Consider the following 12,453-nt stretch of genomic DNA (forward strand, 5'->3'; position numbering starts at 1 on the left):
CATACTTCTGCTCTATACAATGAATCTCAATTTCTTCTTCTGGCAAGTCACCGCAAAATCCTGCTGATGCCCGCAGGACTCCCCATCTGCGTGGACAGCCAGAGGACGGTCCATATGAACGCGTGCTTCTCTGCATCTGTAAAAATGTACGCCGCGGAAGATACCGTGGCGGCCGAACTTGGCGGACAGCACCGCCGGCACCATCTTCAGTTTGCTCATATTCTCCATCACGCACAGTTCCAGCAGCCCGTCTTCCGGGTCCGCCTTGGGCCCGAACATGAATCCCCCGCCTTCATATTTCAAATTATGGGCGGATAAAAAGAGCATATTCTTCAATTTGATTTTTCTGGCGCCGTCCAGCACCAGTGTCCCCTGGGCCGGTTTCGCCAGAGCCCATTGCTTCAGGCCGATCACAAAATATGCCAGCTTCCCCATATGTACTTTATTCAGAAAACGCTTGGCCGCGGAATCCAGCAGATTATGGCAGATCGCCGCGTCCCAGCCGATTCCGGCGCTGACGGCAAACCGCCTGTAAGCCGCCGGATACAGCCCTGTGGCGGCTATCCCATAATCCACAACCCTGTAATGCTTCGGGTGCAGAATCCGTTCCAGCATTTTCATGGGATTGCTCTCCAGCTTCATCCCTCTGGCAAAATCATTGCCGGAACCGCACTGAATATAGCCTATTGTCACAGGCTGTTTCAATGTCAGTCCCTGGATCACCTCGTTCAGCGTCCCATCCCCTCCCAGAACCGCAATGATACACGGTTTCCGGCCTTCTTCCCCTCTGCAGCCGGTCAGCTGCCTGGCAAAGCCTTCCGCATCGCCTGGGGCAGACGTCATATGCAGACCATATTCCACGCCCTGTTCCTTCAGTTTCTGTTCCACCTGGTTCCATATTTTTCTTCCCCGGCCGCACCGGGAATTGGGATTCACGATAAATTCCAGCATCTCGGCCACCTCTGCTTTTGTATTTATCTTATTTTAACACATTTTTTATCAAAAATCATTATGGAACACTTGTTTTTTTCTTTTCTCTCAATCATCTGCTGAGCCTTTTCCTGAATAAGGCCAAAGAAATAAAATAGAACGCCGCCACTAACCCAATACACCAAATCATAGCGATAAGAAATGTACCTGTGTCTATCGGATTGCCCAACAGCGCATTTCTCATTGTGTCAATAATCGGCGTCATAGGCTGGTATTCAGCGAATATTCCCAATACTTTTGGCATAGTTTCTGTTGGTACAAACCCGGAACTTAAATAAGGCAAAATAACTGCCAGGGCGGACAGAGAGCTGGCCCCCTCCGCGCTGTTCGCCGCCACCCCTACGATCACAGACAGCCAGGACAATGCTAAAATAACTGCAATCAGTAAAATAAAAACGACACACCAGCCTGTCAGGCTGGCGGCGGGCCGGAATCCTACCAGCATTGCTGTAATCAAGACCACTGCTGAGGTTAAAAGACTCCGTACGGCGGCCTCCAAAACATGCCCGTTTAATATAGAAACTCTGCGAATGGGCAGGGTGCTGAATCTGTTGATGATTCCGCTGGTCACGTCTCTGTTCATTAAAATAGCTGTGGTAGTAGAGCACTGGCCGATACACTGAAGCAAAATGCCTGGAACGATGTAATTTACATAGGAAGTACCGCCTACATGGATTAAATTCCCAAACAAAAAAACAAACAGCAGCATCATCAGGGCCGGAAGCATCACGCTTGTCAGAAAGGTATCCGGGTTTCTTTTAGAAAGCAATATACAGCGTTTTGCGATCGTTACTGTATCATTATAACGTTTAGAATCATTTCTCATTGAACTTACCCTCTCTTTCAGAAATCATGGTTAAAAATACGTCTTCTAAATCTGGCGCCAGCTGTGAAAACTCCCGGATTTTGACCTGATTTTCATAAAGCCCGTGAAAAATCAGCGCCAGTGTATCCGCTTTTCCATCTGTATAAACAGTAAGCTGATGCTCTTCTGAAACAGAAGCGGTCTTATAATGTTTCAGAATCTGCTTTGCATTTTCCAGACTTTCTGCATCTTCAAATATGAATTTTACAGCCCCGTCAAGAAGATAGGCTTTCAGCTCCTCCGCCGTACCCTCAGCGATAATTTCTCCCCGGTCCAGTATTGCGATAATATCCGCCAGCTGTTCGGCCTCTTCCAGATACTGGGTAGTCAAAAAAATTGTGACCCCGGAACGTTTTAATTCTCTGATCAATTCCCACATACTGTGCCTGCTCTGGGGATCCAGCCCAGTTGTCGGTTCATCCAGGAAAATCAATTTGGGATTCCCTACCAGGCTCATGGCAATGTCCAGTTTTCGTTTCATCCCGCCTGAATAGGTGGAAACGGCCTGATTGGCCGCGCCAGACAATTCAAAATAATTCAGCAGTTCCAGGGCTCTCTTTTCCGGTTCGGCCAAATGGCGCAGCCTGCCCATAATCACCAGATTTTCTTTTCCCGTCAGAGCGTCGTCCACAGCAGAAAACTGGCCGGTCAGACTGATTACCTCACGCACTTTTTCAGGCGATTTTAACACATCGTGTCCTTCAATCAGAACTTCTCCCCCATCTGCCTTGATCTGACCGGTCAGGATCCGGATGGTCGTTGTTTTCCCCGCGCCATTAGAACCCAAAAGAGCATACACGGTTTTTCCCGGCACGGAAAAATTCACCTGGCTCAGCACTTTTTTATTCCCATAGCTTTTCTTTAGGGATGATACGCAAATTGACATATTTTGTTTTAACATATTATTTCTCCTTTTTATATACGTACTGAATGAATGTATCATGGGATAATAGAAGCAGGCTTACTCCATTGTTAATATTCTTATTCATGAGAAGTCTGCTTACTCTGACCCAGCGCAATGCCGCTTTACAACTATATATCCCATTGCGGCGTGCGTCCGGATTTTAATTATTCAACTCTGAAAAATAAGGCAGTGACAGAAGCATATCTCTCAGCTCCTGATCATACATCGGCAGCCCCATTTTTGAAAACATTTCAAATATAAATGCCAGCCTCCGCTCTATTTCTTGAGGAGAAGCCGGGAAAACAGAAGGGATCATCCATATGTCCAGCAGGACTAACAGCTCTGACAGCTCTTTTGCATACTCAGTATGAATAGAGCCGTCTTTTTGCCCTTCCTCAATGAGTTCCTGCCAATAGGGGCATAACAAGCGGCGGTTGGTTTCGATCATCCTTGCCAGGACATGGGGGTTTTTCAGAAGCGGCACAGCCTGCCTTGTGATCTCCACCTGGGCTTTATCGGATTGATTTAATATAATTGCCATTTTCATTTTTTGTAATCCTGTTAAATCTGTACGCTTTTTTACCGCCTCAAATGGGTTATTATCGCGAAACATCTTTTCCCCTAAGGCGTCCATAATTTCATCTTTTGATTTGAAATGATGATAAATTGCTCCTTTCGTCAGGCCGCCCAATTCATCCACAATATCTTGTATCGTCGTGTTGTCATATCCTTTTTCGAGAAACAGCCTTTGAGATACTTCCAATATTTTCTCTACAGTCACCTCTGGATATTTGTTTCTTGCCATATCTGCCTCCAGTATACATTCATTCCGTATGTATGAAGCATAAGGCACTGCATGGAATTTGTCAATGTTTTTTTGCATTCAGAAGGTCCTGTGGTTCCTCATCACAAACGCCGGCCAGAAAAAACTCTGGCCGGCGTTCACCGCTTTTTACAGCAATATCAAAGATCAATTATTCTTTTTTCTTTTTCTCGCCGCGATCTCCATGGCTGCTGCTGAGCCGATTACCGCCATCAGCGCAATCACCGTCACAAGGACAAACCATCTGGCGCCCGTGGCATCTCCTGTACCCGGTGTTGAAGAAACCAGCGCCTCTATCGCTTCATTCAAAGCTTTCGTGGCAGCGTCCACCTCTTTCTGCGTCTTGGCTGTCATCGCCTTCTTCGCTGCTTCTAAAGCAGCTTTCATCTTTGCATAGCTCTCAGATGTATAATCTGATGCTTTCAGCGCTTCTGCTCTTCCGATTGCTTTCTCCAGCCCTGCGGTGTCGATTTTTATTTCGGCATCTGAACTGCTGCTTTCGGATTCGCCGGGTTCTGTGGCATCCGAGCTGCTCTCGGATTCGCTGGGCTCTGTGGCATCTGAACTGCTCTCCGTTTCATTGGGCTCCGTTGCGTCCGTGCTGCTCTCCGTTTCACTGGGTTCTGTCGCGTCCGTGCTGCTCTCCGTTTCACTGGGTTCTGTCGCGTCCGTGCCGCTCTCAGTTTCACTGGGTTCTGTGGCGTCCGTGCTGCTCTCGGATTCACTGGGCTCTGTCACATCTGTGCTGCTCTCGGATTCACTGGGCTCTGTCACGTCCGTACTGCTCTCGGATTCACTGGGCTCTGTTTCCTCTGTGCTGCTCTCCGGTTCGGTCTCAGCAGGCGCCAGCGCGTCGATCAGGTCATTCAGTTCTTGAGCCATCTGCGTTACTTCATCCTGGCTTCCGTTTTCCAGCAGGCCCTTTGCTTTTTCCAGAGCCTTCTACACCAGAGCATAGCTTTCCGCCGTCCACTCTTCCGGATTCAGAGCCTCTGCTCTTGCTATCGCTGCCTCCAGAGCAGCTGTATCCACTTCTTCCTGTCCCATGGTGCGGATCACCATAGAGCACAGGCGGCTGTTGGAACCGGTGGTCTCAAAGCTGATTTTTCCATCGGTTACTGTCACTTCGTAGATTCCGACTGTATATTCATTCTTGGAATTCCTTATGCTGACCTCAACTGTTCCGTTCAAAGTACCTTTCACTGTACTGGAACCGGTATTCGTGCCGCCTATCATTTCCACCTGATATTTTCCATTGGGCACATCTGCCACAAAGGTCTGGCCGTCTGTCAGTGCAAAGTCTGTGTATACCAGCTTGGGCACTGTGCCGTCGCCAAAGGTGTATTCCTCAGTCCGTCCCTGAATCTTGGCGCTGCCGTCCAGGAAACCATAACCCTTTTCTTTGGTATAGGTAACGCCCAGCTTATCGGCTGTATTAGTTCCGCCCTTCTTGTTGACAGTAATGCCGGTCCATCCGTCTGCCACCCGCTTGCTGTCAATACCAAAGTCGAACTTATAAACTGACTTGTAGTCCACTCGTACTGTAATCTGAACCGGATAATCTCCGTACTCTTCCAGAATTCCGTTTACCGTATAGGTTCCTGCTTTATCCAGGTCCACCGGGGAGTTTTCCACATCCCATTTCACTGCTGTTTTTACCCCTGTTTCCAGAGCTGTATTCACAGTCACCTGGGCCGGCAGTTTCGCGGCATAATCTTCTCCCTGTTCTACTGCCACAGGATTGATGACGCCTACTTCTTTTACATAATCTTTCAGGATTTCCACCTGCATTTCAGGCTGTTCCGCAAGGCCTTCTACCGTACCCTTTACTGTGTAAACGGCAGGAGCCTCAATCTCCACCTGCGTCAGATCCCAAACTACTGTTTTCTTTTCAGAAGTCTTATTGGCATAAAGCACTTCAACCTCTGTTGGCAGCAGCTTCTGGATCTCCTCTACAGCAGTTCCGATTGTCACCTGCACCTTTTTAACAGGCGTAAAGCTTTCCACATAGTTTTCGATTACAGTCAGCTTCAGAGCCACCGGCCCGTAACCTGCCACATAGGCGGTGATATCATAAGTCCCAACCTGGTTGAGGTCTGCTTTAGACAGATCCCAGGTAACGTCAACCTCTTTCTGTCCGTTTTCAACCTTTACGGTATCTCCTAATGTTTCAAGGACTTTTTCCACAGCAATGCCTCTTGCAAATTCAGGCACTGTGAATTCCGGTTTTTCTGTAATCTCTTCTGCTGTGGACAAAGTAACTGGTCTGGACATATAAGAAGTCTTACCGTCCACAACTGCCGCTACTTTATAGGAATATGTTCCTGCTTCCAGTCCGGTATCCGTATAGGAATAAGCTGTGGGCGCCGGATCTGCCTTACGGCTGATTTCCAGGCCGCTGAAATAAAGGAAACCATTCTGGGCAGTTTTACTGCTGGTATTCGTGATATTCAGAACGCCGTCAGTCACCTCTACCTCTGCGGTAAGAGCGGTTTCAGTATTTTTCACTGAGTTTCCGAGGCGGATATCCTCCAATGCCGTTCCTTCCACTGCAAACTGATTGTACTGGCTTCCGGATCCGTTCATGGTATGAACTGTTACGGTATAAGTGCCGTTGGGAACTTTTACTGCAAATTCCGCAGGAGTCTCGTCTCCGGCGCTAACGAAAAACAGCACGCAGTCATTATACATGTCTTTCAGCTCTCCGGTATCCGCGCTGTATTTCTTGTCTGCCGGAGACAGCTTCAGAGATGCTTCTGTAAATCCGTAGGTTCCGCTGGTTTCAAAGCTTTCGCTCTCCGCGTTGATCTTGGTCCAGCCTTCCTGCGTCTTCTGGGAACCAAAGTCAAAACGATATTCTACAGCTTCCTGATCACCGTTGCCAGCGTCTACTGTACCGATTTTCGTATAAATGCCGTCCGCTCCCGCCCGGTATACTTCATATCCGGTCACCTCATGCCCGTTGACGCCGTCATTGGCAGGTGTGAAGGAGAAGCTTACGGAATTGGGTGTGGATTTGCCATGTTCTGCGGTCAGCTGGGCTGTCACCAGGCCTTCTGATACCAGGTAATCTGTATGGGCGGGCTGGTTATAGCCTACGTTCTGCCATGCCACTGCTTCACGGTAAGCCCGGTTTTCCAGGGCGCAGGGCACTACATAATCTGTCTGGATGGTTGTGGAGTAAATTCGGATCCTGCTGTCATCCGCGCTGCTGCGGCAGATGATCTCATCTCTCCAGTCGCCCAGGATATCCGCTGCCAGGCCGGGATTTCCTTTTGTTCCATTGCTGCTGAAAATCGCTTTGGAATTCAGCAAGTCTACTTCTTTGTTATTTTCGTAATCCCATTTTGAGATCACTACAGATACCGGCGTCTCAGTCTTCTGAATGTATTCATGATCCAGCATCTCGCAGAGCAGGTCGCCGTCCCAGTAAATGGTGAAGTTGGACGCCGGAGATACCTTTTCTGACAATGTCACCAGATTACTCAGTGTGGATGCAGTGCTGTAAACGCCGCCGTTTCTGGAATTCCAGGAAGGCTCGGAGCCCACATAGGATGGAGGCGCGATGGCCCAGAATTCTGCTCCCGGCGCGGTGGGGTCAATATCTCCCGCTACGCCTCGTCCGGTGTCTTTGCCCACGGCATAGCCCATCAGGATTTCTCCTGTTTCTGCATCATGGATTTCCACGTCATACTTTACAATATCTTCATGAACCTGCATCACTTCCAGGCCCGGGTTCCAGGGAACCCAGTCGGAAACATGCATCGCGTCTCCGTGCTTCAAACCTGTGGTATATTTTACCGTCAGGTCATGCTCCAGGGTCAGAGAACCGTAAATGATTTCGTCTCTTCCGTCATTGTCCACGTCCGCTACTGCCAGGTTGTGGTTGCCCTGGCCGGCGTACTGTTTTCCGGCCTTGTCGGAGTCAAACTTACTTCCCACCTGAATCTGGTCGCCCACACCGTCTCCGTCTGTATCCACCAGGTTATAAGCCGTCAGGCAGGTTCTGGTATAGTAGCCGCGGCAGAATACCGCGCTGGGAGTGCGCCCGTTCAAATAGGCCACACAGGCCAGGAAACGGTCCACACGGCCGCCATAGTTATCTCCCCAGCTGCTCACTGTTCCCCGTCCGGGGTCATAATCCACTGTATCGATTTCAGAACCGTCGTCACAGTTGTACATGGTGAAATACTCAGGCCCCGCCAGCACATAGCCGGGTCGGCCAGGGTTATTGTGCACGTCACGGTAATCATGCTTCGCTTCGCCACCCAGCGTATCCGTAGGCAGCTCTGTATCCTTTACCGCTCCCACATGGCTGGAATAAGTCAGCGTCTGGTCCGTTCCGTCGGCGCTGGTGTACATGGTCGTGCCGTCAGCTGTTTTTACTGCCAGCTCCGCCTTGCCGTCCCCGTCGAAATCCCATACCAGGAACTGGGTATAGTGAGCGCCGGACCTCAGGTTTACGCCCATGTTCAGGCGCCATTTCAGAGAAACCGCTCCTGTAGAAAAATTCACATCATAAGCGTCAATAAATGTAGTTCCTGTATAACCTTCTTTGGAATTATCCTGCGCATTGGTAGGATACCACTTCACAAACAGTTCCAGCTGGCCGTCTCCGTCCAGGTCGCCCACGGACATATCATTGGCGGTATAGCTGCAGGTAGTTCCGTCAGGCATGGTCTGGTTGGCAGGCTGATACAGCTCCAGCTCCAGATATTTATTCCTCCAAACCTGGGTGTCTGGAGCTTTCAAACCTCTTGCAGAGTCGGTAGAGCCTACCACTTTATACATGTCATCCGCTGTTCCCGCTTCATCCACCAGGTTCGTTACAGATATATTTTCTGCGATAGCCTGGCCGTTGCGGTATACCGTATAAGTCGTGGCTCCTTCTCCTTCAAAACTTCTCCAGCTCAGGTATACGCCGCTGGTATAGGCATTTCCGTCTTTGTCAGTGGCTGTTACCACGGTTTCTCCGCCATTATCTCCTGCCAGATTGATGGCAACCAGCGCGCGGTCGGCCAAAACTTCCGCCGGAGCCGCTACCAGTGCTCCCTCTGTTACCGGAGTCTGGCAGGCCTCGGAAAGCTCTCCTGATCCGCCTGCATTGACAGCCAGCACCTTATAATACCAGTGCATATTCACAGTGGCTTCCGGATCCGTATCGGTCCATCCGTTTGTTCCGCTGTCCCCTACCTTAACATATTCCTTAAATCCTTTTTGTCCTTCCGCACGGTCGGAACGGTAAATCTCATAGCGGAACGCGGTATCCACTGCGTCCCAGGTCAGCTGGACATTGCCGTTCTCCGCTTTCACGCATTTCACATTCTGAGGGATGCCGGGAAGTTCCATTTCCGTATCCAGCATGACGATCTCGATCACATTGCTTCTAACGGATTCAGTTCCCCCTGCAGTCACCGCAGTCATATAATACTCATACACGCCTCCGGCAGGTGCAGTCATGGAACGGCAGTCCAGATCGCTGACAGCATATTCCTCTGCGGTAAAGCTCTTTACAAGAGTGAAGTCCGCATCCGCCCAGCTCTTGCGGTATACGTTCCAGGCTACCGTGTCGGCAGGATCCAGATCTTTGTTCCAGCCGATCAGGAAGGAGGCCGTATCACCGGAAATGCTCTTTTCTGAATAGCTGAAGCCCTGGGGCGCCAGCAGCACAGGGGTGATCTCCAGGCCGTTCAGATATCCGTTTGCTCCTCCAATCACCAGATTCATCTGGCCGTCTGTAATTTCCACTGTGGAAGAAACTGAACCAAGATCCAGCTTCACAGAAATTGCTCCCGCGCTCTTACCCTCAATGGTATATTCGGATTTTGTGGTGGATGTCCCGGACAACAGATCGCCGGCGTACATGGTGACTTCATACTGGCCGTTGGGGAGGTCTACCAGGAATTCTCCCGCTCCGAGAGTAAAGTCATCCGCCATGGCGCTGGAAGCCGGATTGCCGTTGCCGCTGCGGTAGCGGTCCTTTTCGGGAACACTGGCGCTGTCCTTCCAGCCAAAACCACTTTCTTTACTGTACAGGGATTTCCTGGTGACCTTTGTCCATCCGTCCATTACAGGGGATGAATCCAGCCCGAAATCATATTTGTACTTTGCTGATTTTGTAGTTACGCTCACCTTCTCAGATATCGGCCCAAGGCCCTTATCATTATATCCGCGCACCGCATAGACATAGGTTTTTCCACCGTTGCATTTATTATCCTGGAAACGAGGATTTGCGCTGACCGAATACTTTTCTGCCTGGCTGAAATCTACGGAATCAACTGTCTGTCCATCAGCCAGCTCTGCACGGTACACATAATATCTTTCTGCCCCTGCCGCACTGTCCCACTTCAGGGAAACGCTGGTGGAACCGGCTGTGATCACCTGAAGCCCCGTCACCGCCTCCGGTTCTGTAGCAGAAAGGTTCAGGTCCACATAGCCCTGCAGCTTACTTAACGCAGCCTGTCTGTCTGCGGAGAAGCTGCTCAGATCCATCTCCTGGATCCCCCTGGCCACGCACTGGGAGAACTTATACGCTCCAAAATACTGGAGATGCGTATCATCTGTATACCCGCCGGCATAAACACTCTCAGGATAATCTCCTGCGGTCACATGGAGGAACAGGGATTCCGCACCGGAAATGCCGAATTCATTGCACAGCTCGATGGATGCCTTGCTCAGGTCCACCAGAGGGATATTCTGTTCTGCCGCAATCTTGCGCATGATATCCCCATATGCTTTGAAGTTTTCCTGGAAACTGTCCAGTGTCCCGTCGCCGTTTGTCTTATAGCTGTAGCGGGCTACCGGTGTTACCAGCACAGGAGTCGCTCCCCTCTGGGCCGCCCCGTCTATATAGTACTGGATCCATTTTCCAAAATCTTCAGGAGCCACGTAGCGCTCCGGGCGGGTTCCGGTTGAATCATTATGCCCCCACTGCAGCAGCACATAATCCCCGGGTTTAATATCTTCCAGCAAATCATCCAGCTTGCCTTCCTGAATGAAAGATCTGGAGCTGCGGCCGCCGATGGCCCGGTTCTCAATCACCACATTGGCTGTCTCATAAGTATGGGACTGGCTGTAGTTGCAGTCGTCACAGGAAGAGTCCTGTACGAATTCGCCGAAGAACTTGCAAAGGGTCTCGCCCCAGCCTGTCTGCGGTTCATATTTTTTCTCATAAGTCTGTACTGTGGAATCGGAAGCCAGGAAAATCGTGGGCTTTTCCGCCGCTGGTTTCTGCGCGGCTTTTTCCAGTTTCACACTGCTCACATACACTGATTTCAGCGCCGCATCCTCTTCTGACAGGGACGTGCTCTCTGCCAGAAACTTCAGATTCAGGACTCCGTCCACCAAACAGGCGCGGAATTCCACTTCCTTGCTCTGTCCTGCAGGTACGGACACGCCGGTGAGTTTTGTAATATCTTCCGCCTCCAGATAGGCGGAGTAATCTGCCCCTGTGGGGTTTACCAGGCTGACCGTCACCTGATAGTCTCCGTTTTCCAATTTTACATCCAGAGTGGATGTGTTTTCATATGTAAGTGAAAAATCTTTATTATCCGGTGTTTTTCCTTTTTCAGCCCACACCTTGCTGCTGATCTGCAGATAATCCGCAGAGTCTGTCACATACTCTGATCCGGGTTTGATTTCTTCCGCTCTGGGGCTGTATACATTACCGGACCACCCCTTTGCAGGTTCCGGATAGGAAACATCGCTGAAACCTATTCCTTTTTCCTCTGAGTAGACATCTGCTTTATCCACGTCTCCATTGGTCCCGAACCGGATCTCGCCCTGGCGGTCTCCGGACAATGTGGTGGAATCCGCTGACGGTGTTTTCTCCGGAACAGCTAAAGCCTGTCCCTCTGTTTCACCGGCGGAACTCTCCGTCGTGCTGTTGTCTTTTTCAGTACTCTCTGTCCCAGCCTCTGCCGTTGTCTGTCCGTCATGATCCGCTGTACTTTCTTCAGCGGACTGCTCCGGCGCTTCTGCCTGGGTCTCTGCTAATGCAGAAACGCTCTGCAGATTGCCCAAAACCATGGACGCACTCAGCGCGACAGCTACAGCTGCTGAGGCTGTTCTTTTCAACCCTCTCGCTTTCGCTCTCTTTCTCATCGAGCAATTCCCTCCTTATGATGATCTATAAATTCACAGCATGTACTGTAAATTCCTGAACAAAAGATTTCCCGCGGCCTGAAAAACGCCATTTTCCAGGCTGAAGCATATCTGTGTATAAACACATATGAAAGAAAAATATTTCATGTGTTTTTCTACTATTTCATGTAAAAAATCCGTTCCGTGCTTTTATTCAAAAAGAATACTGCACAATTCATATAGGCAGTATTATAATCTATTGTGCATTTTTTGTAAAGGACTTTTTGGATTTTTTTACTGTTTGATGTATTATTTTACTTTTCATAAGGTTTTTATTTCTATGCTAATTTTTACATGCAGTTTTTTACCGGTAAATATTACACTATGTTAAATTATTTTTGTCGTAATATGTCATATTGCTCTGCCGCATATCTTTACCTGCTTCTAAAAAATCCGCGCATTATTGTTCATTTCGCTCCGGCATACCGTCCACAAAACGAGAGGCATAATCTGACAAAAAAATCTTAAAAAAGGTATTGACAAGTTTTTATTTTTAAGGTATACTAGCGAAGCAGTCTTGACAAAGACAGCAAAATATGGCGGAATAGCTCAGTTGGCTAGAGCACACGGTTCATACCCGTGGTGTCGAGAGTTCAAATCTCCCTTCCGCTATTATGTTTGCCCCGAAAGCCTGGCAGTTGGGTTTTCGGGGTTTTTGTTTTATTAAGCATATGATGGAGGCACAAGGAACATATTTCATAGGCACACGATTCGTGAAACCAAAAAGAC

General features: G+C 49.3%; 6 protein-coding genes and 1 tRNA gene. 1 reads left to right on the forward strand and 6 read right to left on the reverse strand.

Going from position 1 to position 12,453, the window contains the following annotated elements; genetic code table 11:
• Positions 1-12: 12 nt before the first annotated feature.
• The 6 genes from EV209_RS01135 to EV209_RS01160 form a co-directional block, all read right to left on the reverse strand.
• Positions 13-951 (reverse strand): diacylglycerol/lipid kinase family protein, encoded by a 939-nt coding sequence (locus EV209_RS01135; protein WP_130432228.1) that lies wholly within the window; start codon positions 949-951, stop codon positions 13-15.
• A gap of 91 nt (positions 952-1,042) precedes the next feature.
• On the reverse strand, positions 1,043-1,816 hold the full coding sequence (locus EV209_RS01140; protein WP_130432230.1) for an ABC transporter permease: 774 nt from the start codon (positions 1,814-1,816) through the stop codon (positions 1,043-1,045).
• Positions 1,806-2,756, reverse strand: a complete 951-nt coding sequence (locus EV209_RS01145) for an ATP-binding cassette domain-containing protein (protein ID WP_130432232.1) — start codon at positions 2,754-2,756, stop codon at positions 1,806-1,808. Before EV209_RS01145 ends, EV209_RS01140 begins: the two co-directional genes overlap by 11 nt.
• Positions 2,757-2,919: 163 nt before the next feature.
• Positions 2,920-3,564 (reverse strand): TetR/AcrR family transcriptional regulator, encoded by a 645-nt coding sequence (locus EV209_RS01150; protein WP_130432234.1) that lies wholly within the window; start codon positions 3,562-3,564, stop codon positions 2,920-2,922.
• Between the two features lie 165 nt (positions 3,565-3,729).
• A complete protein-coding gene (locus EV209_RS16455) occupies positions 3,730-4,464 on the reverse strand; it encodes a hypothetical protein (protein ID WP_207220562.1) in 735 nt (244 codons plus the stop codon).
• 60 nt (positions 4,465-4,524) lie between these two features.
• Positions 4,525-11,685 (reverse strand): rhamnogalacturonan lyase family protein, encoded by a 7,161-nt coding sequence (locus tag EV209_RS01160; protein ID WP_130432236.1) that lies wholly within the window; start codon positions 11,683-11,685, stop codon positions 4,525-4,527.
• Between the two features lie 577 nt (positions 11,686-12,262).
• Here EV209_RS01160 and EV209_RS01165 point away from each other — a divergent pair.
• A tRNA-Met gene (locus EV209_RS01165) sits at positions 12,263-12,336 on the forward strand.
• Positions 12,337-12,453: the final 117 nt, after the last annotated feature.

The organism is Cuneatibacter caecimuris, assembly GCF_004216775.1.
GTDB classification, from domain to species: Bacteria; Bacillota; Clostridia; order Lachnospirales; family Lachnospiraceae; genus Cuneatibacter; species Cuneatibacter caecimuris.

Coding starts and splice junctions, on each gene's coding strand:
- EV209_RS01135 (WP_130432228.1), bottom strand. CDS start 951: ATGCTGGAATTTATCGTGAATCCCAATTCCCGGTGCGGCCGGGGAAGA.
- EV209_RS01140 (WP_130432230.1), bottom strand. CDS start 1,816: ATGAGAAATGATTCTAAACGTTATAATGATACAGTAACGATCGCAAAA.
- EV209_RS01145 (WP_130432232.1), bottom strand. CDS start 2,756: ATGTTAAAACAAAATATGTCAATTTGCGTATCATCCCTAAAGAAAAGC.
- EV209_RS01150 (WP_130432234.1), bottom strand. CDS start 3,564: ATGGCAAGAAACAAATATCCAGAGGTGACTGTAGAGAAAATATTGGAA.
- EV209_RS16455 (WP_207220562.1), bottom strand. CDS start 4,464: ATGGCTCAAGAACTGAATGACCTGATCGACGCGCTGGCGCCTGCTGAG.
- EV209_RS01160 (WP_130432236.1), bottom strand. CDS start 11,685: ATGAGAAAGAGAGCGAAAGCGAGAGGGTTGAAAAGAACAGCCTCAGCA.